The sequence below is a fragment of the Lactococcus cremoris subsp. cremoris KW2 genome (genome assembly GCF_000468955.1).
Taxonomy (GTDB): domain Bacteria; phylum Bacillota; class Bacilli; order Lactobacillales; family Streptococcaceae; genus Lactococcus; species Lactococcus cremoris.
The window spans coordinates 1367376-1393508 of record NC_022369.1 but is presented as its reverse complement, the minus strand read 5'-3'; the positions used below and the strand labels follow the sequence as shown (position 1 = coordinate 1393508).

18 protein-coding genes are annotated in these 26133 nt (G+C 36.5%); 12 read left to right on the top strand and 6 right to left on the bottom strand.

Translation table 11 applies throughout. The features are described 5' to 3' along the window. Positions 1-17 precede the first annotated feature (17 nt). A complete protein-coding gene (pyk, locus tag KW2_RS06575) occupies positions 18-1526 on the top strand; it encodes a pyruvate kinase (protein ID WP_021037372.1) in 1509 nt (502 codons plus the stop codon). Positions 1527-1643: 117 nt separating this feature from the next. After that, a complete protein-coding gene (locus tag KW2_RS06570) occupies positions 1644-2621 on the top strand; it encodes an L-lactate dehydrogenase (protein WP_003131075.1) in 978 nt (325 codons plus the stop codon). 116 nt (positions 2622-2737) lie between these two features. On the opposite strand, the gene KW2_RS06565 is transcribed toward KW2_RS06570, so the two are convergent. From KW2_RS06565 to KW2_RS06545, 5 genes are all read right to left on the bottom strand, one after another. Continuing rightward, positions 2738-3691, bottom strand: a complete 954-nt coding sequence (locus KW2_RS06565; RefSeq protein WP_011676327.1) for an ABC transporter permease — start codon at positions 3689-3691, stop codon at positions 2738-2740. Next, a complete protein-coding gene (locus KW2_RS06560) occupies positions 3688-4782 on the bottom strand; it encodes an ABC transporter permease (protein ID WP_021037371.1) in 1095 nt (364 codons plus the stop codon). The genes KW2_RS06565 and KW2_RS06560 overlap by 4 nt, the downstream gene beginning before the upstream one ends. Beyond that, entirely contained in the window at positions 4775-6295 is a 1521-nt protein-coding gene (locus KW2_RS06555; protein ID WP_021037370.1) for an ABC transporter ATP-binding protein, read from the bottom strand. Before KW2_RS06555 ends, KW2_RS06560 begins: the two co-directional genes overlap by 8 nt. 181 nt (positions 6296-6476) lie before the next feature. Further along, positions 6477-7292, bottom strand: a complete 816-nt coding sequence (locus KW2_RS06550) for a putative RNA methyltransferase (RefSeq protein WP_021037369.1) — start codon at positions 7290-7292, stop codon at positions 6477-6479. 41 nt (positions 7293-7333) lie between these two features. After that, positions 7334-8962, bottom strand: a complete 1629-nt coding sequence (locus KW2_RS06545; protein ID WP_021037368.1) for an Rqc2 family fibronectin-binding protein — start codon at positions 8960-8962, stop codon at positions 7334-7336. 304 nt (positions 8963-9266) lie between these two features. On the opposite strand from KW2_RS06545, the gene KW2_RS06540 reads away from it, so the two are divergent. The 7 genes from KW2_RS06540 (at position 9267) to KW2_RS06510 (ending at position 22699) form a co-directional block, all read left to right on the top strand. Then, positions 9267-9710 carry a hypothetical protein gene (locus tag KW2_RS06540; protein ID WP_021037367.1) on the top strand — a complete coding sequence of 148 codons (444 nt, stop codon included), beginning with the start codon at positions 9267-9269 and terminating at the stop codon, positions 9708-9710. Between the two features lie 342 nt (positions 9711-10052). After that, the gene (locus tag KW2_RS11790; RefSeq protein ID WP_021037366.1) at positions 10053-15500 is read left to right on the top strand and encodes a phage tail tube protein; all 5448 of its coding nucleotides are present in this window, start codon (positions 10053-10055) and stop codon (positions 15498-15500) included. Between the two features lie 700 nt (positions 15501-16200). Next, entirely contained in the window at positions 16201-16620 is a 420-nt protein-coding gene (locus KW2_RS06530) for a Spx/MgsR family RNA polymerase-binding regulatory protein (RefSeq protein ID WP_021037365.1), read from the top strand. Between the two features lie 197 nt (positions 16621-16817). Continuing rightward, a complete protein-coding gene (locus KW2_RS06525) occupies positions 16818-17756 on the top strand; it encodes a 2-dehydropantoate 2-reductase (protein WP_021037364.1) in 939 nt (312 codons plus the stop codon). A gap of 145 nt (positions 17757-17901) precedes the next feature. Next, positions 17902-19074: a metallophosphoesterase family protein gene (locus tag KW2_RS06520; protein ID WP_021037363.1), complete on the top strand. Its 1173-nt coding sequence runs from the start codon at positions 17902-17904 to the stop codon at positions 19072-19074. 2 nt (positions 19075-19076) lie between these two features. Further along, positions 19077-22217 (top strand): AAA family ATPase, encoded by a 3141-nt coding sequence (locus KW2_RS06515; protein ID WP_021037362.1) that lies wholly within the window; start codon positions 19077-19079, stop codon positions 22215-22217. Between the two features lie 251 nt (positions 22218-22468). Continuing rightward, positions 22469-22699, top strand: coding sequence for a DUF4176 domain-containing protein (locus tag KW2_RS06510; protein ID WP_011676315.1), 231 nt, complete (start codon positions 22469-22471; stop codon positions 22697-22699). A 78-nt stretch (positions 22700-22777) separates the two neighbouring features. On the opposite strand, the gene KW2_RS06505 is transcribed toward KW2_RS06510, so the two are convergent. After that, positions 22778-23191 (bottom strand): VOC family protein, encoded by a 414-nt coding sequence (locus KW2_RS06505; RefSeq protein ID WP_011676314.1) that lies wholly within the window; start codon positions 23189-23191, stop codon positions 22778-22780. Between the two features lie 290 nt (positions 23192-23481). On the opposite strand from KW2_RS06505, the gene KW2_RS06500 reads away from it, so the two are divergent. Genes KW2_RS06500 through KW2_RS06490 form a run of 3 tightly spaced genes read left to right on the top strand, consistent with a single transcriptional unit; the run spans position 23482 to position 25988 of the window. After that, positions 23482-24195: a metal ABC transporter ATP-binding protein gene (locus tag KW2_RS06500; protein ID WP_021037361.1), complete on the top strand. Its 714-nt coding sequence runs from the start codon at positions 23482-23484 to the stop codon at positions 24193-24195. 6 nt (positions 24196-24201) lie between these two features. Next, positions 24202-25041, top strand: coding sequence for a metal ABC transporter permease (locus tag KW2_RS06495; RefSeq protein ID WP_021037360.1), 840 nt, complete (start codon positions 24202-24204; stop codon positions 25039-25041). Further along, a complete protein-coding gene (locus KW2_RS06490) occupies positions 25041-25988 on the top strand; it encodes a metal ABC transporter substrate-binding protein (protein WP_021037359.1) in 948 nt (315 codons plus the stop codon). Before KW2_RS06495 ends, KW2_RS06490 begins: the two co-directional genes overlap by 1 nt. Positions 25989-26133: the final 145 nt, after the last annotated feature.

The following is a 26133-nucleotide window of genomic DNA, read 5'->3' as shown; positions in this document are numbered from 1 at the left end:
TAGGAGAAAAACACAAAATGAATAAACGTGTAAAAATCGTCTCAACTCTTGGACCTGCTGTCGAAATTCGTGGTGGCAAAAAATTTGGTGAAAGCGGCTATTGGGGAGAATCTCTTGACGTCGAAGCATCAGCAAAAAACATTGCAGCTTTGATTGAAGAAGGCGCTAATGTCTTCCGTTTCAACTTCTCACACGGTGACCATCCTGAACAAGGTGCTCGTATGGCAACTGTTCACCGCGCTGAAGAAATCGCTGGTCACAAAGTAGGTTTCTTGCTTGATACTAAAGGTCCTGAAATGCGTACAGAACTCTTCGCTGACGGTGCTGATTCAATCAGCGTTGTTACTGGAGATAAATTCCGTGTTGCAACTAAACAAGGTCTTAAATCAACTCCTGAATTGATTGCCTTGAACGTAGCTGGCGGACTTGACATCTTTGATGATGTTGAAATCGGTCAAACTATCTTGATTGATGATGGTAAACTTGGTTTGTCATTGACTGGTAAAGATGCAGCAACTCGTGAATTCGAAGTTGAAGCACAAAATGATGGTGTTATCGGTAAACAAAAAGGTGTTAACATTCCTAACACTAAAATTCCTTTCCCAGCCCTTGCTGAACGTGACGATGCAGATATCCGTTTCGGTCTTTCACAACCTGGTGGAATTAACTTTATCGCTATCTCATTCGTACGTACTGCAAATGACGTTAAAGAAGTACGTCGTATTTGTGAAGAAACTGGTAATCCACACGTACAACTCTTGGCTAAAATTGAAAATCAACAAGGGATTGAAAACCTTGATGAAATCATCGAAGCAGCTGATGGTATCATGATTGCTCGTGGTGACATGGGTATCGAAGTTCCATTTGAAATGGTTCCAGTTTACCAAAAATTGATTATCAGCAAAGTTAACAAAGCAGGTAAAATTGTTGTAACTGCAACAAACATGCTTGAATCAATGACTTACAACCCACGTGCTACACGTTCAGAAATTTCAGACGTATTTAACGCTGTTATTGACGGAACTGATGCTACAATGCTTTCAGGTGAGTCTGCTAATGGTAAATACCCACGCGAATCAGTTCGTACAATGGCTACTGTTAACAAAAATGCTCAAACAATGTTGAAAGAATACGGACGTCTTCACCCAGAACGTTACGACAAATCAACTGTAACAGAAGTTGTTGCTGCATCAGTTAAAAATGCTGCAGAAGCTATGGATGTTAAATTGATTGTTGCTTTGACTGAATCTGGTAACACAGCTCGTTTGATTTCTAAACACCGTCCAGATGCTGATATCTTGGCTATCACATTTGACGAAAAAGTTGAACGTGGTTTGATGATCAACTGGGGTGTTATCCCAATGATGACTGAAAAACCTGCATCTACTGATGACATGTTTGAAGTTGCTGAAAAAGTTGCATTGGCTTCTGGTTTGGTTGAAGCTGGCGACAATATCATTATCGTTGCTGGTGTTCCAGTTGGTACTGGTCGCACTAATACAATGCGTATCCGCACTGTTAAATAATTTGTCAATTAATGATCTTAAAACAATACAGCCTGCCGCTATCGACAGGCCCTATTGTTGAAAAGATTATATTTTATAAAATACTCGTTTATAATTTGAAAGGAATTAAAGAAAATCATGGCTGATAAACAACGTAAGAAAGTTATCCTTGTTGGTGACGGTGCTGTAGGTTCATCATACGCTTTTGCCCTTGTTAACCAAGGAATTGCACAAGAATTAGGTATTGTTGACCTTTTTAAAGAAAAAACTCAAGGGGATGCAGAAGACCTTTCTCATGCCTTGGCATTTACATCACCTAAAAAGATTTACTCTGCAGACTACTCTGATGCAAGCGACGCTGACCTCGTTGTCTTGACTTCTGGTGCTCCACAAAAACCAGGTGAAACTCGTCTTGACCTTGTTGAAAAAAATCTTCGTATTACTAAAGATGTTGTAACTAAAATTGTTGCTTCAGGATTCAAAGGAATCTTCCTCGTTGCTGCTAACCCAGTTGACATCTTGACATACGCAACTTGGAAATTCTCTGGTTTCCCTAAAAACCGTGTTGTAGGTTCAGGTACTTCACTTGATACTGCACGTTTCCGTCAAGCATTGGCTGAAAAAGTTGACGTTGATGCTCGTTCAATCCACGCATATATCATGGGTGAACATGGTGACTCAGAATTTGCTGTTTGGTCACACGCTAACGTTGCTGGTGTTAAATTGGAACAATGGTTCCAAGAAAATGACTACCTTAACGAAGCAGAAATCGTTGAATTGTTTGAATCTGTACGTGATGCAGCTTACTCAATCATCGCTAAAAAAGGTGCAACATTCTACGGTGTGGCTGTAGCCCTTGCTCGTATTACTAAAGCAATTCTTGATGATGAACATGCAGTACTTCCTGTATCAGTATTCCAAGATGGACAATATGGCGTAAGCGACTGCTACCTTGGTCAACCAGCTGTAGTTGGTGCTGAAGGTGTTGTTAACCCAATTCACATTCCATTGAACGATGCTGAAATGCAAAAAATGGAAGCTTCTGGAGCTCAATTGAAAGCTATCATCGATGAAGCTTTTGCTAAAGAAGAATTTGCTTCTGCAGTTAAAAACTAAAAATAAAAAAGAGTTAGTAGAAAATTTCAACTAACTCTTTTTATTATATTTAAAAGTTTGCTTTAAACTATAATAAAAAAGTCTGTTCATCGACAGACTTTTTTATTTTTAGAAATTTATTTCGATTTGATATAGTTTACCCCGTCAGCTTTAGGCGCAATTGCTTTTCCAAGGAAGAGTGCCAAGACGATAATTGTAAAGACGTAAGGTGCCATTTGTAGGAATGAAGAAGGGATTTCTTTGATTCCTGGGATTTGACCACCGACAACGGCCAGTGAAGTAAAGAGTCCAAAGAGAAGTGATGATAGCATTGCTCCAATTGGATTCCATTTACCAAAAATCATGGCTGCAAGCGAAATGAAACCTTGTCCTGCAATAGTTGAAACTGAGAAGTTACCAGAAATTGCTTGAGCATAGATTGCTCCACCAACTCCTCCGAGAACACCAGAGAGAAGTACCCCAGCCCAACGATAGGCATAAACGTTAATCCCAAGGGTGTCAGCTGCTTGAGGATTTTCACCAACAGAACGAAGGCGAAGACCAAAGCGAGTTTTAAATAGGACGTACCAAGCGAGAATTGCAACAACTATTGCAAGGAAACCTGGGAGTGAAGTTTGAGTAAAGAAGATTTTACCAATGACAGGAATATTAGAAAGTAAAGGAACGTTCCAATAACCAATTTGTTCATTGATATTAATTTGACCTTGTTGGTAGAAAACTTGAAGTAGGAATACTCCAAGTGCTGGAGCCATCAAGTTAAGTACGGTCCCAGATACGATATGGTCTGCTCTTAGGTTGACGGTAGCAACCGCGTGAAGAGAAGAGAAGAGCGCACCGATTAAAGCTCCAAAGAGAATTGAGAGCCAAGGAGTCATGCTTCCAAACATCCCGGCAGTAGTTAAGTTGAAGACAACGGAACTAAAGGCCCCGATAGTCATTATTCCTTCGAGACCGACATTGACGATTCCGCCTCGTTCGGAGAAGACACCACCAATACTTGTAAAGATTAGAGGTGTTGAATAGATGAGCATATTAGCGACAATAATCTGTAAAGTGTTTACGACGTTCATGCTTTTTCTCCTTTCTTCTTAGTGGCTTCTGAAGCTTTGATTGCTTTAGCTTTTGGTAGCATGACTTCGATAATGAATTTCACTGCGATGAAGAATATAATTGCAGCAGTGACAACTTTAACGATTTCTGGTGGAATACCATCGTTTGTCATACCAGGTGCACCTGTTTGAAGAACTGAGAAAAGAAGAGCGGCAAAGAGAATACCGATAGGACTATTACCGCCAAGAAGGGCGACAGCCATCCCATTAAATCCGATATCAAGGGATGCCGATTGAGAGACGAAGTTTTGCATATACCCAAATCCATAAACAACACCACCAAGTCCAGCGAGGGCTCCGGCGACAACCATAGATAAGATAAGGGTACGTTTTGCTGAGATACCAGCATATTCTGAAGCGTCAGGATTTAAACCAACAGCTTTAATTTCAAACCCAAGAGTTGTCTTAGTGAAGATAATGGCCATAATCACAAGGGCAATTAATGCAATGATTAGTCCGATATTTAAGGTTGAATTATCAGTTAATGAGGACATCCAATTGGTTCTAAAAGAAGCATTTGCACTAATTAATTTTGTTTGGTCAGTTGTATTGTCCATCAAAATGTTTTTTTGGAACATACTGTGTATCATAAATGTTGAGAAGAACAACATAATATAATTCAACATAATCGTTGTGATAACTTCTGAAGTTCCAAGTAGAGCTCGAAGAATGCCGGGAATGAATCCCATAAATGCTCCAAAGACCATTCCGATAATTACAACTAAAGGAATCATCAGTAAGCGGGGGATATCTGGGAAACTTAAAGCAAACCACATGGAACTAATCCAACCAGCTAGTGCTTGACCTGACATCCCGATATTGAAGAGGCCGACTTTCATGGCAACGGCAAAGGATAAAGCAGTCAAAATCAAAGGTCCCATAGTTTGTAGGGTTTCACCAATGGATCTTGCACTTCCTAAAGCAGAAATGAAAAGGTCTTCGTAACCCCAAATCGGGTTATAGCCAAAGGCTAGCATGATAATCGCACCTAACAGGAAACCAAAAACAATGGCAATGAGAGGAACGAGGACTTTTCTTGTTTTATTATTCATTAATGTTACCTCCAACCATTAAAATACCGAGTTCTTGTTTTGTGGTTGTTTCAGGGCTTACAATTCCCTGAATTTGACCATCGTGAATTACAGCGATTCGGTCAGAGACATTAAGAATTTCATCAAGTTCAAAAGAAATAACAAGGACTGCTTTTCCTTCATCACGAGCTTGGATTAAACGTTTATGAATATATTCAATCGCTCCAACGTCAAGACCACGTGTGGGTTGGGAAACGATAAGTAAGTCAGGGTTACGGTCGATTTCTCGGGCGATAATTGCTTTTTGCTGATTACCACCAGAAAGAGATGAGGCAGAAACCCATTCACCAGCTCCACGGACGTCAAATTCTTCCATAAGTTCACGAGCATGACTATTTATTTTATTGTAATCTAGAAAACCATATTTGCTCATTGGTGGTTTGTAGTAGGTTTGCAAGGCAATATTTTCAGCGACTGTCATTTCCAAAACGAGTCCGTCACGATGTCTGTCCTCTGGAACGTGTCCAACTGATTGCTCAGTTATTTTTCGAGGGCGTTGATTAGTAATATCTTTATTGTGAAGTTTGATAGAACCTGAATCCACTTTTGTTAAACCAGTAATTGCTTTTACTAATTCTGTCTGTCCATTACCATCAATTCCGGCTACTCCTACGATTTCACCGGCACGAACTTCTAAAGAGAGGCCTTTAACTTTAAGGGAGCCACGACTCTCTTTGATATTAAGGTCTTTAATTTCTAAAACGACATCTTTAGGTTGGGCAGCAGCTTTTTCAGTAATAAATGAGACAGAGCGTCCGACCATGAGTTCTGCAAGCTCTTGATTGGTTTTGTCGCCAAGCTCAACGGTATCAATAGATTTTCCGCGTCGAATTACAGTGATACGGTCAGCTACGGCACGAATTTCATCCAACTTATGGGTGATGAGAATGATTGACTTACCTTCTTTAATCAAGTTTTTCATGATTTGCATCAATTCTGTAATTTCAGCAGGAGTCAAAACGGCAGTTGGTTCATCAAAAATTAAGATATCTGCCCCGCGATAAAGTGTTTTTAAAATCTCAACACGTTGCTGTTGACCGACGGAAATATCACGGATAAGTGCATCTGGTTCAACAGAAAGTCCATAACGCTCAGAAAGTTCAAGAATTTTTTTCTTCGCTGTCTTTAAATCGAGATTGATTCCTTTGGTTACTTCATTACCAAGGATGATATTTTCAGTAACTGTGAAGGCGTCAACTAACATGAAGTGTTGGTGAACCATTCCGATACCGAGGTTTGCTGCTTTAGAGGGGGAATCGATGTTTTCGAGCTTTCCCTTGACGTGGACTTCGCCTTCGCTAGGCTCGAGGAGTCCTGAGAGGATGTTCATCAAGGTTGACTTACCGGCTCCATTTTCGCCGAGCAATGCATGAATCTCACCTTTCTTCAACTCAAGATTGACCTTGTCGTTTGCGACAAAATCACCAAAACGTTTGGTGACATCAATCATTTGAATGACAGTTTCATTTGCCATAGTGGCTCCTTCTTATAAAATATTATAATAATAATGTAAATTGTAAAAATTACAAATTTAATTATACCAAATTTGTCTAAGATATGAAAGCCCCGTCATAGCAATAAACGCGTGGCTTTTCCTTAAAAATGCATTTTGAAAATGATTACTTAAAAGTTGATTATTTTTCGATTAAAAAAAGTTATTTTTGTCGCTTTAATACATCAATTTCAATACTGATTGTTACTTCTAAAGCTTCAAACTTTTTGAGATTTTCAATTCCCTCTGGTTTGATTTTCCAATAATGAGGGGTCATCAGTAGTAAGCTTAATAAATCTTCTGTGGATTGGATTGTCACTTGATAAGAATAATTTTCTTGCTCAACTAAAAATCCAGGGAAAGTTTTAATAGAAGAGGCTTTAACTTTTTCATGAATTTCAGGATAGATAATATTTTTTAATTCAATGAGGTGGTCACTAGCGGCTCTGACGATGATAATATTTCCTTCGTCAGTCAGAATTCGGTCAATTTCTGGGACAGAATATTCTGCGAACATGGATAAAACAGTACTGGCGGACTTGTCAGTAAAAGGGAGATTGGCAAAATTGGCTACTAACCATTGAATCGTTGTGTTTTTTTTAGCAGCCATCCGAATCCCGAGCTTAGAAATATCCATTCCATAAAGCTTAGTGGATTCTGGTGCCATTTCTTTTTGGAAACGTGAAAGATAGTAACCTTCCCCACAACCAATGTCAACAATGGTTTGGTTGGTTGAAGACAAATTGTTTAAGCGTTGATTGACTCGGTCGGATAGTTTTTCATAATAACCTTTTGCGAGAAAATCACGTCTGGCTGCCATCATTTCTTTTGAGTCGCCAGAAGTTTTTTTGGCATTTAAAAGAAGGTTAAGATAGCCTTCTTTAGCCAAATCAAAAGTATGATTATTCTCACATTTAAAAGTATTTCCTTCTTTTGTAAGTAAATGATTGCAAACAGAACATTTTATAATTTCAGACATGGATTCTCCAAATTTTTAAAATTAATTTTCGTCAGTAAACTTTACTTACTGATCTTACGTGATTTAATGACAGCTTCATCAGGAGTGACACGAATCGTTTTTTCACGATCATAGGTCACAAATCCTGGAGCTGTTCCGGTCGGCTTGTGTAATTTTTTGACATCCAAAACGTCTACTTGAACAAGATTTGAATAACGGGCCTTGCTGAAATAGGCGGCTAATTCTCCGGCGAAAGTAATTGTTTCATCAGAAGGGTTTGGATTTCCAGTAATCAAAACATGACTTCCTGGAATATCTTTAACGTGAAACCAAAGATCGCCTCGACGAGAAAGTTTGAAACTGACTTGTTCATTTTGTAAATTATTTTTTCCGACCAAAATAATTGTTCCATCTTCAGCTTGATATTTTTCTGGCGGCAGCATTTTTTGTTTCTTATTGCGATATTTTTGTTTGATATAGCCAGTTTGAATTAATTCTTCACGAATATCAGCAATTTCAGGAACATCAGCATTTTCAAGATTGGACTCAACGGACTCTAAATAATGAATTGTTTCTTTAGTTTTGGTGATTTGTTCTCCCAAAAATTTGACAGCTTGTTTCAATTTTTGATAACGGTGGAAATAGCGTTGAGCATTTTGAGCGGGGCTTAGTGCGGGGTTTAAAGCGATGTCTAAGGGTTCGTTTGTATAGTAATTTTCTAAGGTCACACTTGTTTTATCGTTTGGGACTTGATTTAAGAAAGTGTTAAGCAACTCACCTTTTTGACGGAAAATTTCAGCATTGTCAGTAGCCAATAATTCTCGTTCTTGTTTCTTTAATTTATCACGATTTTTCTTTAATTCATTTTGGATTTTTTTAATGACAGAAGCAGCAACTTGTTTGACACGGTCACGTTCAGCTTTGTCAGCATAATAAACATCCAGCATTTCAGATAAGCTATCGAAGCTTACAAAATCATCAGTGTCAGTAAGTTGAATACTAGAAAAATTGTCAGTAGGATAAATTGATGGTTTAATCGTCAGTAATTTTTCTTTGAATTCTTTTACTGACAGACCAGTCAATGCGATTTTAGAATCGCGCCCAATCCCTTGGAATTTTTGTTGTAATTGTTCAGTTTGTAACGTATCAAAAATTTCTTCGTCAGTTGCTTTAAAGGGATCAGTAGCATTAGAGGCAGGTGGTGCGATATAGGTTGAGCCAGGCAAAATCGTCCGATATTGATTTTGCGAAAAGCCAATATGTTTGATTGATTCAATGATTTTTTGTGAGGTTTTTTCAAGCAAAATAATATTGCTGTGTTTCCCCATAATTTCAGCGATTAAAGCAATTTTTAGGCTGTCACCAATCTCATCTTTAGTTGAAATGTGAAAAATAATTTGGCGGTCATTTTCAACTTGTTCGATTTTTTCAAGGAAAGCCCCCGCTAAATATTTCCGTAAAATCATCACAAAGTTATTGGGGTTTTGAGGATTTTGAAAATCAGTTTTCGTCAGTTGGACCCGTCCAAATACAGGGTGAGCTGAAAGTAGAAGTTTATGAGATTTACCAGCTGACCGAATGGTTAAAACAAGTTCTTGGTCAAAAGGTTGATTAATTTTTTGAATACGTCCACCAACAAGCGGTTGCAATTCAGCCGTCATGTGGTGTAAAAAAATACCATCAAAGGACATTATGTGCCTCTTTCGTTTTATAGATTATAAAAACAGCTTTCACTGTTTATTTAGGAGCCTTTTATTTTTCAATTTACTGACAAAGGCCTGTCAGTAAAATATGAGAAAATTAATAACTATTTCTAAGCCAATTTTACCAAAAAAACGTTAATTTTTCTTGTATTTTTCAAGTTATTGTTTATGATTTCATAAAAAGCTAAGAATGCAGCTTAATTAGCATATCGACTTTTATCAATAAAAAATGTTAAAATGAAAAGAGGATTAAACTCAGGAAAGTTATTAAATTAGAAATATAGGATGTTAAATGAATAAAATAGTTAGTATATTTCAGCGAATTTTGCGAATTGTCATGTTTATTGTTGCAGTGGCAATGCTTTTCGGGGCTCTGTTTTTACTTGGTATCCATCAGACAAATAAAAGTTTAGAAAAAACAGCTGTTTCTGGAAAAATTGTTTATGGTACAGATGTGAAAGCAATTCATGAAGTATCCTATAAATACGACGGAAATGAATATCAAAAACGTCCCTTGGATGTTTATTTTAGAAGATTAGGTGATGAAGGCGATAAAATTACAGTTTATGTTGTTCAGGATCATCCGACACGAATTTTCATTTCAAGGACAGGGCGACCACTAATCGATTCTGCAGGATTAATTGGAGGTTGGAGTCTGGTTTTACTCTTGATTTTATTTGGAGAACATCAACTTTTGCGAAGAATGAAAATACTGGAAGAAAATGCAAATAAATAAACTACAAAATCATTTTTAGGTCTGAATAAAAATGCAATCTTAATAAAAATATTGATAAAAAGAGAAATCGCTAACATTGGCGATTTTTTTGTTGTTAAAAACTAGTGGTTGAAAGCTGTGAAAAGCTAAACAAAGGGCGTTTATGAACTTTCTTCTTTTGACACAAGTGCTTGCTAAAGTCAGCAATGGTCAAGCAAAAACTAGAGTATTTTTATGTTTTTTTATTAAGAAATGGTGTATAAAGAATGTATACAATAAATTACTTTATGGAAGCTGTCAAACAATTTCTTGTGTCTGATCATCATAAGATATTGCCAACATGATTTAGGAGGATTGGAAAAAATGGAAATGCAGAAAAAAAAGGCACCACGTAAAAAAGGTAAAGTAATAACCAAACGTAAAGTACTATCAGCGACCATGTCTGGGACGTTATTGATGACTTCGGTAATTATCCCAACAGCTTATAGCTTGCTATCAAATCAAATCACTGCAAAAGCTGCTGCTTTAAATATTGATCTCTTGCAAAATATTACTTCAAGCAATAATAGTGGGACAACTACAAGCAATCGCTGGGCTAGTGGTTCAGGAACTCGAAATGTTGATTTTACAATTGCCGGAGGTGCATTGGCTAATGTTGCCCTTCTTTCAGGGCCTCGTTATGCTGTTTTGACAATTCCGCAAGAGCTTCGTGGCTATGTTGCTGCTAACGGGAATACTTCGGTTACGACGAATATCACGATTGACTTTAATAAAGTTGCACTCATCAATGCAATCGTTAGTGCTGGAGATACTTTTGTTGCGGGAGTAGCCACAATCTTAGGCAATAATCCTTTAGCCAGTATTAATTTAACAGAAGTGACGACTCAGCTTAATCTATTAAAAGGAATTCAAAATATTGGCGGTGGAACATTTACATCAGCCACGACCCTTAATGGAAATTCAATGCTGAGTGCGCCTTTAAATGATGGGATGGGAGCAATTTTAGCTCAAAATGTCAGAACTATTCTAGAAAATTTACGAACGGCAGTTAGTAATCTTTCTGCAACAGGGTTAGCAGCACCTGCCGCTAATACTGCCCTTGCTTTGATCAAGCCTGCACTGATAACAGCCATAGATAATGTTTTAGTTCCATTAGTAAATGGAACAGGTGGAATTTTAGATCTTCTTTTAAATGCTTCGGCACTTGGGGATACAAGAATTACCATTCCTACAAAAATCACTGCCCCACCAAGTATTCAAAGTAACCTCGATGCACGTTTTGTAGGTTCTGCTGTTCAAACCAACTTATTAGATGTTGATATTCTAAGTGGTGCTGATGGAGTTTCTTACGTATATTTAGCTGGAGATGTTAATTTAACGCTGGTTGCTCCAACAGGAAACTTGACTGCGACAACCTCAGCAGTTGGAGCCGCAGATGCAACTGCGACGATTCCAACTACCTTAAAAAATAGTGCAGGTACTGATGTTCCAGTCACCTCAGTCATTACTAATTCCTCGGGGACTCCAGTGACCAACGGTCAATTATCAGCGGGTACTTACACTGTCGCCTATTCAGCCGCAGGCTATGCAAATGTAACGCAAACTTTAGTGGTTACTGACCCAGCTGATACGACCCCTCCGGCAGCTCCTATTGTGAGTGGCGTCACAGGTAATAGCACCAATGGCTATACCGTTACAGGAACTGCCGAACCTAATTCGACTATTACTATTAAAAATGGTTCTGGTACAACAGTCGGAACAGGAACAACAGACGGAAGTGGAAATTACGCAGTGACTCTCCCAGGCTCAGTTGGTCCTAATGCGCCATTAAATGTTACGGCAACAGATAGTTCAGGCAATGTTAGTACGCCAACACCAACGACAACCCCCGCAGACCCAGTTAGTCCAGTACTGGTAGCTCCAACAGGAAATCTAACAGCAACGACCTCAGCAGTTGGTGCAAGTAATGCAACTGCGACGATTCCAACTACATTAAAAAATAGTGCAGGAGCCGATGTAGCGGTCACCTCGGTTATTACCAATTCCTCAGGAAATGCAGTGACCAATGGTAACTTATCAGCGGGGACCTACACCGTCACTTATTCGGCCACAGGATATGAAGACGTAACTCAAACACTAGTGGTTTCTGACCCAACTGATACAACCGCCCCAGATGCTCCAGTAGTTGGAAGTGTTACAGGAAATAGCACCAATGGCTATACGGTTACAGGCACTGCCGAACCTAATTCGACCATTACAATTAAAGATAATAATGGCGATACGGTCGGAACCGGAACGACAGATGGCAGCGGAAATTATACTGTAACTCTTCCAGGCTCAGTTGGTCCTAACGCTCCACTAAATGTCACAGCGACAGATAGTTCAGGTAATGTCAGTGATCCAACCTCAGCGACAACACCGGCAGACCCAGTTAGTCCAGTACTGGTAGCTCCAACAGGAAATCTAACAGCAACGACCTCAGCAGTTGGAGCCGCAGATGCCATGGCTACTCTTCCAGCGAGTCTCAAAGACAGTACAGGAGCTGACATTCCAGTCACTTCAGTGATTACCAATTCCTCAGGGACTCCAGTAACCAATGGTAACTTATCAGCGGGTACTTACACCATCACTTACACAGCCGCAGGATATGAAGATGTGACCCAAACGTTGGTTGTCTCTGACCCAGCCGATACAACTGCCCCAGATGCTCCAGTAGTTGGAAGTGTCACAGGAAATAGCACCAATGGTTACACCGTCACAGGGACTGCCGAACCTAATTCCACTATCACAATTAAAGATAATAATGGAGATACAGTTGGAACCGGAACGACAGACGGAAGTGGTAATTACACTGTGACTCTTCCAAGCTCAGTTGGTCCTAACGCTCCACTAAATGTCACAGCGACAGATAGTTCAGGTAATGTCAGTGATCCAACCTCAGCGACAACACCGGCAGACCCAGTTAGTCCAGTACTGGTAGCTCCAACAGGAAATCTAACAGCAACGACCTCAGCAGTTGGAGCCGCAGATGCCATGGCTACTCTTCCAGCGAGTCTTAAAGACAGCACAGGAGCTGACATTCCAGTCACTTCAGTGATTACCAATTCCTCAGGGACTCCAGTGACCAATGGTCAGTTATCAGCGGGAACCTACACCGTCACTTATACGGCCGCAGGCTATGAAGATGTGACCCAAACACTAGTGGTTTCTGACCCAGCAGATACAACCGCCCCAGATGCTCCAACAGTTGGAAATGTCACAGGTAATAGCACCAATGGCTATACGGTTACAGGGACTGCCGAACCTAATTCAACCATCACAATTAAAGATAATAACGGAGATACAGTTGGAACAGGGACCACAGATGGAAGTGGAAATTACACAGTGACTCTTCCAGGCTCAGTTGGTCCTAACGCTCCACTAAATGTCACAGCGACAGATAGTTCAGGTAATGTCAGTGATCCCGCTACAGCGACAACTCCAGCAGATCCAACTCTAGTAGCTCCAACAGATAACTTGACTGCGACAACCTCAGCAGTTGGAGCCGCAGATGCCATGGCTACTCTTCCAGCGAGTCTCAAAGACAGTACAGGAGCTGACATTCCAGTCACTTCAGTGATCACCAATTCTTCAGGAACTGCAGTGACCAATGGTCAGTTGTCAGCGGGTACCTACACCGTCACTTATACTGCCGCAGGATATGAAGACGTGATCCAAACGCTGATTGTCTCTGACCCAGCAGATACAACTGCCCCAGATGCTCCAACAGTTGGAAGTGTCACAGGCAATAGCACCAATGGCTATAAGGTTACGGGGACTGCCGAACCTAATTCAACCATCACAATTAAAGATAATAATGGCGATACGGTTGGAACCGGAACGACAGATGGCAGCGGAAATTATACTGTAACTCTTCCAGGCTCAGTTGGTCCTAACGCTCCACTAAATGTCACAGCAACAGATAGTTCAGGCAATGTCAGTGATCCAACCTCAGCGACAACACCAGCAGATCCAGTTAGTCCCGTTTTAGTAGCCCCAACAGGTAACTTGACTGCGACAACCTCAGCAGTTGGTGCCGCAGATGCGATGGCTGCTCTTTCAGCGAGTCTCAAAGACAGCACAGGAGCTGACATTCCAGTCGCTTCGGTGATCACCAATTCTTCAGGAACTGCGATGACCAATGGTCAGTTGTCAGCGGGTACCTACACCGTCACTTATACGGCCGCAGGCTATGAAGATGTGACCCAAACACTAGTGGTTTCTGACCCAACAGATACAACTGCCCCAGATGCTCCAGTAGTAGGAAGTGTTACAGGTAATAGCACCAATGGCTATACGGTTACAGGGACTGCCGAACCTAATTCAACCATCACAATTAAAGATAATAACGGAGATACAGTTGGAACCGGGACCACAGATGGAAGTGGAAACTATACTGTGACTCTTCCAGGCTCAGTTGGTCCTAACGCTCCACTAAATGTCACAGCAACAGATAGTTCAGGTAATGTCAGTGATCCAACCTCAGCGACAACACCGGCAGATTCAGATACAACTGCTCCCGATTCTCCAGCAGTCGGAAGTATCACAGGGAATAGCACCAATGGTTACACAGTCACAGGGACTGCCGAACCTAATTCAACCATCACAATTAAAGATAATAATGGAGATACGGTCGGAACCGGGACCACAGATGGAAGTGGAAACTATACTGTGACTCTTCCAGGCTCAGTTGGTCCTAACGCTCCATTGACAATCACTGCAACAGATGGTTCAGGCAATGTCAGTGACCCAACCTCAGCGACAACACCAGCAGACCCAGTTAGTCCCGTTTTAGTGGCCCCAACAGGTAATTTAACTGCGACCACTTCTAAAAAAGGTGCAGCTGACGCAACAGTTAGTCTACCTGCTACACTTAAAGATAGTGAAGGTAAAACTGTATCGGTTACTCATGTAATTACCAACTCAGCAGGAATGGTAGTAACGAATGGCAAACTGTCCGCAGGTACTTACACAGTAACTTATTCAGCAGAGGGATATGCAAATGTAACTCAAACCTTAGTGGTCAGTGATCCAAGCAACCCAACTAGTCCAGTTTTAGTAGCTCCAACAGGTAATTTAACTACGACCACTTCTAAAAAAGGTGCAGCTGACGCAACAGCTAGTCTACCTGCTACACTTAAAGATAGTGATGGTAAAACTGTTTCGGTTACTCATGTAATTACCAACTCAGCAGGAATGGTAGTACCGAATGGCAAACTGTCCGCAGGTACTTACACAGTAACTTATTCAGCAGGGGGATATGCAAATGTAACCCAAACCTTAGTGGTCAGTGAACCATCGTCTAACACTGATACGACGGCTCCAAGCGCTCCAACTGTAGATAGTGTAACTGGGGATTCTGGTAGTGGATATACGGTAAATGGTAAAGGTGAACCTGGTTCCACTATTACTGTTAAAAATCCGGCAACAGGCGAAGTTTTAGGCACTGCTGTAGCGGGAGTGGATGGAAGTTATACAATTAAACTTCCTCTTGGAATTAACCCAGGAACACAGCTTTCTGTTACTGCAACAGATGCATCTGGAAATACCAGCGAACCAACGCTCTTTACTACACCGCCAACAACAATGAATGGAGGGATGATAAATGGAAATATGAGTACAAATATAGGTGGAAAACATTTTTCAACAGCTGATTTACCTGCAACAGGTGAAGCAAATGCAGGTTGGTTGAGTATGGTTGGAACTGTTCTTCTCTCTCTATTTGGAGCAATGTTCTTCTGGCGTAAGAAAAATAAAGAAGATAAACATTAATTAATGAATAAAAATTTTCAAACAAATTAGTGGTTAAAGTCTTTAAAATACGGTAGAATTAGAGAGTCAAAGCCTATCCAACTTTGACATCTCTGAAATTCTTTTCAAATTACAAACATTGAGTCAGCCTTAGGGCTGGCTTTTTTACTTTTATTGAAAAAATTAATTGATAAACAAATTTTTGAAGGATATATAAATTAAATATAACGAAAATCGGAGCTTTTTTCTTCATAAGCTGTTATTTTTTTGGTATAATAGTGTTAAGAGAATGAAATGATTCTCTTAAAACTTTAGATTTTTTAAGCTATAAAGTAGTTGTAGGAAGAAACCAGTTCGGTATGATCGTCTATGATCTCTAACGGGAGGAAATCAATTGTCTAAAAAAATATCAGTAAAAGTGGTCAAAAATAGTAAGCAGCAAACAGAGAGAAACACTCTCCTTGCGGACACCTTTGAAAATCGATGGTTCCAAAATGAATGGAAGCACAAGTTTAAGACATTAACTTCTGGGGAAAGAAAATAATAAAATTAAAATAAAGTCATCATTTATGATGGCTTTTTCTGTTTAATAAAATAAAAATAAATAAATAATAAAAAAATGAAAAAGAAATAATAATATATATTGACAAAAATAATTTGATTTAATATAATATGAGTATAAATGAGAAAAAAATAATAAAATAAAAAAGGAAGTAAAGCCATGATTAAATTGTTTTCTTCAACGAATTGCAGTTCTAGTAAAAAAATGAGACAGTGGTTAATTGCAAACAAATTAGAATTTACAGAAGTAAGTATTTTAGAAAATAGCTTATTTAAAAATGATATTTTAAGAATACTCTCATTAACTGAAAGTGGAGTAGAGGAAATTATTTCCAAAAGAAGTAGTGCCTATAAAAAATTATCAAAAATTCTTGATTTTGATTCTCTTACTTTAAATGAGCTTGTAGACTTAATTGTAAAAAATGAAAAATTACTTCGACGTCCTTTAGTAATTGATGATTATCGTCTACAAGTTGGATATAATGAAGACGATATTCGTAAATTCCTTCCTCGTAAAGTTCGTCAATTAGGACTGATGGAAGCAATCGAGAATGTTCGACTTTGGGATCAAGCAAAATAGTAGATAGTTCAAAAAATGAAAAAATTCTGAATACTCTCTTACAAGATTATTAAAGCGAATCTTTGATTTTTATCTCATAAAAAGCTACAATTTTAACTATAAATAATTTGTTATCTATAAATTACTAAACTGAACTCGTTTTAAAATTACGAATTCAGTTATTTTATGGGGAAAAATATATAGATTGAGAGAATAAAATGAGAATCACAATTGCCGGTGCAGGAGCGATGGGAAGCCGTTTTGGGCTTATGCTTCATAGAGGGGGCAACGAAGTGACCCTTGTAGATGGTTGGCTTGAACATGTGACTGCAATTAAAGAACATGGCCTACAAGCAAATTTTAATGGTGAAGAAATCACTGCTTATCTATCAGTAGAATTACAATCTAATATTTCATCAGAAGAAAAAACAGATTTAATTATTTTATTTACGAAAGCAATGCAGTTAGATAAAATGCTTCAGGACATTAAACCTTTAATTGCTGAGCATACAAAAGTTCTTTGCTTACTTAATGGGATTGGTCATGAAGATATTATTGAAAAATATGTTTCTAAAAATAATATTTTTATTGGGAATACCATGTGGACTGCAGGTTTAGAAGGACCAGGAAAAGCAAAACTATTTGGAAATGGTTCTGTTGAACTTCAAAATTTCATTCCTGGCGAAGAAGAAACGGCTAAAAAACTAGCAAACATTTTATCTGCTTCAGGATTAAATGCTAACTATTCTGATAACATCCATTATTCAATTTACCGAAAAGCGTGCGTTAATGGGACAATGAATGGACTCTGCACTATTTTGGATACTAATATGACTGGATTGGGAGCAACAAAACCTGCTCACGATATGGTTGTTACAATTGTCAAAGAATTTGCGGCAGTTGCAAAACATGAGGATGTGAATCTTGATATAGATGAGGTCGTAGAACATGTTGAGACATGTTTTGACCCTGAAACGATTGGCTTACATTATCCTTCAATGTATCAAGATTTGATAAATAATAATCGCTTGACAGAGATAGATTATATTAATGGTGCAGTTTCACGTAAAGGGAAAAAATATCAGATAGCTACTCCTTACTGTGACTTTTTGACTCAATTAGTTCATAGTAAAGAAGAGTTATTAAAGGCGAAATAAAATAATTTTAGTTTCTGAAAAAGGCTAGTCTATAACTAGCCTTTTTTGTTTTCTTTAGGGATGAGGATAACAATCTGGTAGCAAACAAACTAAAGTTTTTTTGATAATGTTATAATAATAATTAAATTCACTTGGGGAGATAAATATGAAGTTTTTACATACGTCAGATTGGCACATTGGGAGAACGATAAATGGTTTTTCATTATTAGAAGAGCAAAAATATGCCTTTAAACAAATTCTTTCTCTGGCAAAAGAATATGAAGTTGATGGAATAATTATTGCTGGAGATTTGTATGACCGAGCGGTTCCAAGTGCAGATTCTGTTATTACTTTTAATCAAATGTTAAGAGAAATGAACATCATCGAAAAATTTCCTATTTATGCAATTTCAGGAAATCATGATGGGGCCAAGAGATTAAATTATGCCAAAGAATGGTTGGATTTTAATCAATTACATTTACGGACTTCTTTAGAGGAAGCTTTTATTCCAATTGAAACTGAGCAAGTTCAACTATTTTTATTACCTTTTTTTGATCCGATGGATGCAAGGATATACTTTTCAAGTCAGGGTCTGGACGAGGAAAAAGCAAAAGAAATCAAAACTATTGATGAAGCAATGACCTTAGTTATTTCTGAAATGCAAACACATTTTGATAAAAACAAAAAACAAATTTTAGTGACACATTTTGCGGTAAGTCCTCATAAAGAAGAGATTAACTTAACAAGTGAAACTACCTCAAAAGTGGGTGGTTTAGCAACTTTAAATGTTATTCAATTTGAAGCGTTTGATTATGTGGCCTTAGGACACATCCACACTAGATTTGCTTCACCCAGTGAGAAGGTACAGTATTCTGGAAGTCCTGTAAAATTTAACACAAAAGAAGCAAAAACTCAAAAGGGAGTTTTTATTGTAGAAACACAGCAAGATTCCGTCAGCTCTGAGTTTATTCCTTTACAAATCCAAACGGATTTAGTTGTTATTGAAGAAGAGTGGGATACCTTAATCAGTCGAGAATTTTACGAAAATCAGCCAATTCATCAAGCTTGGTTCGCTATCACCATAAAAAACTTTGATAGAGCAAAACTTGCAGGACAAAATTTACGTGCCCAACTTCAAAAAGTATATGGAACCATAGTGGAATTGGATTATAAATTTAAAAATATTTTGTCAGTAAAAAGTAAAACTCAAAATATTGAAAGCCTGGATAATATTGGGATACTTTCAAATTTTTATGAAGTTACAACTGGTGAGACTTTAAGCGGCTTGCAGCAAGAAATTATTGAGAACACGTTCAAACAAATAGAAGGAGAAAAATAATAATGAAACCTATATATTTAGAAATGAATTATTTTGGACCTCATGAAAAATCTATTGTTGATTTCCGTCTATTAGATGAATCGCCTATTTTTCTAATTAGTGGTGATACAGGAGCAGGAAAATCAACTATATTTGATGCGATGACCTATGCATTGTTTGGCACAACAACAGGAGATAGAGATGCTAGGGAAATGAGAAGTCAGTTCGCCACTCCTGATAATTTGACAAGCGTTGTATTCTATTTTGAACAGGGGGGCTTATTATATAAAATTGAACGAAAACCCGAGCAAAATATTGCTAAAAAACGAGGTAGTGGGACAACAATTTTTAAAGCAACTGCCAAATTAGCAGTTGTTGATAGCGTGGCAGGAATTGAAAAAGCAAATATTGCTACAATCCCTAAAAATGTTGGAGAGGAAATAACGCGACTCTTACATTTGAATGCTGAGCAGTTCAAAAAAATTATCCTGCTTCCGCAAAATGATTTTTCAAGATTTTTAAAGTCTTCAACTCCAGAAAAAGAATCAATTTTAAAGAAAATATTCGGAACATCAATATTTACAGCTTTTAGTAATGCCATAAAATTACAAAACTCAGAAATAAATGCAATTTTTGCAGAGTATGAACGTAAATTACAAAGTTATTATGAATCTCAAATTTGGAACTCTTTTGAATTAGAAAGATTAGAAGTAGTCCCTGAACATGAAAAATTTAATGAAATGCTTCTTCTTAAAGAAGAACGGACGAAAGTAAAAGAAGAAACAATATCCAAAAACTTAGAACAAAAAGAAAAAGTAACTTTATTAGAAGATTCATATAAAATTGCACTAAATTTATATAATGACTTTGAAAATTTAAGTAAATTAGAAAGTGATTATCAAGAAAAAATTATTGAACAGTCTCAAAGCTACAATAAAAATCTGAAACATTTTGAGGAATTAACTTGGACCCAACCTCTTAAACAGAGCCTTCATGAACTCGAACAAGATAAAAAAACATCTAAAGATTTAGAGATAAAAATTACTGACCTGGCTACTAAAACATTGACAGAAGAAAAATTGTTGCAAAATTTACTGACAGAAAATGAACATTTAAGTGAACAGCAACAAAGAATCAATGATCAGAAAAGTGAGTCTGAAAGTTTAATTACACAAATTCAACAGGCTTTTGAAGCTGAGAAAAAGCAAGCCAAGATTGTTGATCTAAGAAATAAGCAATCAGAGACTCAACAATCATTGAAAAATTCAAAAGATGTTTTAATTGAATTTAATCAAGAAATATTAAGGCTAAGAGAAAATATCATTTCTGATTCATATTTTTCTGAGAAGAAAGAGGAAATAAATCAATTAAAACTCACTTTCCAGGGAAAATTACTTCCTGATTTTCAAAGGATTTCATGGTTAGAAAAGGAAAATCTTGATTTAAGTAATAAGTTAGAGAGTACAAAGAAGGAACTCTTTGAAAATAAAAAGCATCTAAATGATGTTCAAATGGCACATGAAGAAAAAATAAAGGGAAGACGACGTTTGATGATTGCTCAACTTCAAACGGAATTAGAAGAAAATGAACCTTGTCCTGTTTGTGGTGCCTTAGAGCATCCGTCAGTAGATGAAATTGAAAATATTTCTTATGAAAAATTAGGAATTTTACTAAAAGAAATAGATGAATCTCAAAAGTTACTAGCAACTTTACTAGAAAAAAATAAGCAGCTAAACCAATTAACGACTGAAATCACTAATAACCTTGCCTTGAAATCAGCCGAAAAAGAACAAGTCATTAAGAATTTCTCGCTTCTCTATCGTGAATTTATTTCTAATTACTCAGATATTTTTCCGTCAGCATTTGATGAATCCGCCATTGAAGGGCTTATTCAAAATTTGGAAAGTGCTTTGATTAAAGAGGAAGGAGAAAATAATCAGTTAAAAATAAATTTAACTGATTTGGAGGAAAAATATTTAGGATTACAAGAAGAAGTAAAAAAACTTGAAAATACCTACCTTGAGTTTTCTACTCAAATAGAAAATTTGCTGACAGAAATAAGAGATTCAGCTGTGACTCAAACCAGTGAATATTTACAAGATAAGCGCAATAAACTCAAAGAGGAAATTGCATTATTTGAAAAGCGTTTAGCTGATCTAACATCTAAAATTTCGGAGATAAAAATATCAGTTGCTACTAAAAAAGCCAATCTTAAATCTTTAAATATTCAGTTGATAGATTTAAGTGAACGAATAAAAAATAATCAGGATAAGATTGATAAGACATTGCTTCAACCTGAGGCATTGACTACAGATTTTCAGGTTTTATGGGAATGGGCTAATGACGGTAAGTGGCTTGAACTATCTCAAAAAGTCGAACAATACAAGTCAGAAAAATCAAGATTAGAACAAGAGATTGAGAGCCTGCATAAAAAACTTCAAAATAAAGCTCGTCCAAATCTTGAAGAGATTGAGAATCGCAAAAAACAAGAAACAGACCTCTACCTTTCTTTACAGAAGAAATTAGCAGCTGATGAAACAGCTGAAAAACAAGCGATCGTAATCCTTTCTGAAGTGAGAAAACTAATGAAAGGTCAAGAGAAACAATTTGAAAAAAGAAAAGCCATTGGCCAACTTTATGGTGCGATTTCAGGAAAATTGTCTGAAGATAAATTAAGACTAGAAACTTTTGTGGTGCAAAATTATTTAGAAAAAATTCTTGATTATGCTAATATTCACTTTATCAATCAACTCTCAAATAACCGTTATCGCTTTGAACTTGCCGAAGAAGGAAATAACCGGCGCATGGATCATGGATTAGACATTAACATCTATGATAATGAAACGGGTGCCTCTCGTTCAGCTGATACCTTATCTGGTGGTGAGACATTTATTGCGGCCCTATCTATTGCGCTTGCTTTAAGTGAGGTAGTACAAAATACTGCAAATGGTGTTCAGATTGAAGCCTTATTTATCGATGAGGGCTTTGGTTCCCTTGACCAAGAAACTTTGCAAAAAGCAATGCAAGCTCTTGAACAAATCGGGAAAAATAGATTGGTTGGTGTCATAAGTCATGTAGAAGAGATGAAATCGACAATTGGTCAGCAAATTATCATTAAAAAAGTGGGTGATGGAAGAAGTAAAGTTAAATCTGTCATCAAATAATACTTACAAAAATCTCATAAAAATATTAAAATATAATAAGTAATTAAAATGCTTTTCCTTAATTTTGATTTTTGTGTAAGTTATTTATGTCATTTATAGATTTGTTACTGAGGAAATGATATAATTATTTAAAATGATGAACAATAAAAAGATTGATACCGATACTAAAATTTGAAAAATCTAAATTTGAATAAAGTATTGAAATCACAGGATATTTAGGAAAGAATTAGATAAAGTAGGAAATAATACAAATGAATAAAAATTTAAAAGAATTTTTACCACTTGGTAGTGTTGTTTTGCTTGCTGGCGGAGAAGAAAAGTTAATGATTATTGGCCACAAGCAAATAGAAATAGAAACTAAACGTGAATTTGATTATTCAGCGGTTTTATTTCCAGATGGCTACAAAGATGAACTGGCCCTTTATCATTTCAATCGAGAAGAAATTGTTTATATTTTTCAAATGGGATTTTTCGATAATTAAAAATAACTAACAAAAAACAAGAAGAGAAAACTTCTTGTTTTTTTATATTTTTATTTAGAAATCAAAAGGTTGGATAAACTAATTATTATTCATCTCTGGATTCATCCAAACAGGTTCTAAGCAATTTCCATCTAAATCATGCACTTCTAAACCATACATCATTTCTTCAGGGATACCATCATCCAAATGAATCGATTTTCCACCATTTTCGCTGGCAAGTTTACCAAAATTTTTAACTGCATCAGCATTAGGCAATGTAAATGAAATCAGCGCAGCGCTTGTTGTTCTTGTATCAGCAATTTTCCTTTCCCCAATAAAACTTTGATAGCGTTCGTGAGAAAGAAGCATGATGAAAAAATTTTCATCCCAAACCATACAGCTGACAAGATTATCTGAGAAGTTTGGATTCTTTTTGAAACCAATTTTTTCATAAAAAGTTGTTGAAGCTTGAATATCCGTTACCGGAAAGTTAACAAAAACCATAGTCGTCATAGATAGACCCTCCTTGTTTGGTAATATGCAAAATATTGTGACTGTCATTATAAATGAGAGGGTTTGTCCTCACAAACTCTCCTTAACAATTATATCCTTATATGAAGTATATCAAATACAGGCAAGGGATACTATATTAATGACTTATTATTTTATTTGTTCTAAAAAAATAGCTAAGGCAATATATATTGATTATATTTTTAGCGTATGCTATAATTGTTTATGAAATATTTTGACTTTACTAGACTAAAGATTTAGATCTTAGTCATTTATATAATGAAAGGAATTAAATGATAAAAATTGAACACTTAAATGTATTCTATAGCGAAAATAAAGCACTGACAGATGTTCAACTAAAACTTGAATCTGGTGGAATTATCGGTATGATTGGCCCAAATGGTGCGGGTAAATCAACCTTAATAAAAGCAATTTTAAATATTATTCCTTATTCAGGGAAAGTACTAATTGAAGGAAAGGAAAGTAAAAAATTCTTAAAAAATATCGCTTATGTGGAGCAAAAAAGTAATATTGACCTTACTTTTCCAATCACAGTCAAAGAATGTGTTTCTTTAGGGACTTATACAGGCTTGAAACTCTTTCAAAAAGTTGGAAGTAAAGAGTGGCTGCGAGTTGCCCAAGCGCTTGAAAAAGTAAATTTATCCGAATATGCAGATCGACAAATAGGGGAATTATCAGGCGGACAGTTTCAAAGGGTTTTATTAGCGAGATGTCTGGTTCAAGAAGCTGATTATATATTTTTAGATGAACCCTTTGTGGGAATTGACTCAGTAAGTGAAAAAATCATTATGGATATTCTTCAAGATTTGAAAGAACAAGGGAAATTGATTTTAATTGTACATCATGATTTAAGCAAGGTGAAAGTCTATTTTGATGAACTGATTATTCTTAATAAGGAAATAATTGCTTACGGGAAGGTTAAAGAGAGCTTTACTCACGAAAATTTAAAAAAAGCATATGGGGATAATATTTTTATAGGAGATTAAATTGAGATGATACAAAATTTTATAAATGGCTTATACGAGTTTCATTTTTTGCAAAATGCCTTGATTACAGCGGTTGTGATAGGAATTGTTTCGGGAGCAGTTGGTTGCTTTATTATTTTAAGAGGGATGTCACTGATGGGAGATGCAATCTCTCATGCGGTTCTTCCAGGGGTGGCCATTTCTTATATTTTAGGTATAAATTTCTTTATTGGAGCAATTGCTTTTGGACTTTTGTCATCACTTATAATTACTTATATCAAAAATAATAGTCTAATTAAAGGGGATACCGCAATTGGAATTACGTTTAGCTCATTTTTGGCTTTAGGTATCATTTTGATAGGAGTGGCTAATAGTTCAACAGACCTATTTCATATTCTTTTTGGGAATATCTTAGCAGTACAAGATATAGACAAATGGTTAACAATCGGTGTATCCATTTTTGTATTAATCGTGATTGCTCTTTTCTTTAAGCAACTTTTAATTACCTCATTTGACCCATTAATGGCAAAAGCAATAGGTATGAAAGTTAATTTTTATCATTATCTTTTGATGGTTTTGCTGACTTTAGTTTCGGTTACAGCAATGCAAAGTGTGGGGACCATTTTAATTGTGGCTATGTTGATTACACCAGCAGCAACGGCTTATTTATATACCAATAGTTTGAAAAAAATGCTAATTCTTTCATCTTCAATTGGAGCAATCTCATCTGTTCTAGGCTTATTTATTGGTTATACTTTCAATATTGCGGCCGGTTCAAGCATTGTGATTACCTCAGCCATTATATTTACAGTAAGTTTTTTAATTTCACCAAAACAGAACTTTATAAGAAAGAGGGTTAAAGTTTAATGCTAAATAAACATAAGAAGTTTCTACTTGCTTTTGTGCTAATTATGACAGCTATTTCTTTAGTGGCTTGTTCTAAAAATACAAATCAGTCTATAAAAAAAGCGGATGACAAATTAAATGTAGTGGTCACTAATTCTATCCTGGCAGACATGACTAAAAATATTGCCAAAGATAAAATTAACTTGCACAGTATCGTTCCTGTCGGGAAAGACCCTCATGAATATGAACCTTTGCCAGATGATGTTCAAAAAACTTCTAGAGCTGATTTAATTTTCTATAATGGAATAAACTTGGAGACTGGCGGAAATGCTTGGTTTACAAAATTAGTCAAAAATGCAAATAAAAAAGAAAATGTAGACTACTTTCCAGTCAGTAAAGGGGTTGATGTCATCTATCTTGAAGGAAAGAGCACTGAGGGAAAAGAAGATCCACACGCCTGGCTTAATTTAGAAAATGGGATAATCTATGCCCAAAACATTGAAAAAGAATTATCAGAAAAAGATCCTAGCCAGAAAGATTTTTATCAAAGTAACTTGAATAAGTACATAAAAAAACTAACTAAATTAGACAGAGAAGCTAAAGCAAAATTTGCTTCAATTCCAGAAAATAAAAAAATGATTGTGACAAGCGAAGGCTGCTTCAAATATTTTTCTAAAGCTTATGATATCCCTTCTGCTTATATTTGGGAAATTAATACCGAAGAAGAAGGAAGCCCAGAACAAATAAAAACGTTAGTGAGAAAACTAAGAGCCACAGAGCTTGCATCTTTGTTTGTAGAGAGTAGCGTCGATAGTCGGCCGATGAAAACAGTATCTAAGGATACGAAAATCCCAATTTACTCAACAATCTTTACAGACTCAGTATCAAAAAGTGGAGAGAGTGGGGATAGTTATTATCGTATGATGGAATGGAATATAAACAAAATCTATGATGGACTTTCAAAATAATTATTCGATAGGAAGCCTTATTATAGAGAAAATAATTGAAAAACTAAAAGTCCCCAATTGAAACGTTGGGTACTTTTTTTAATATTTATTTATATTTTTATCTAAATCTATAAATTATCAAATAATATCCTAAAAAAAATAAAAA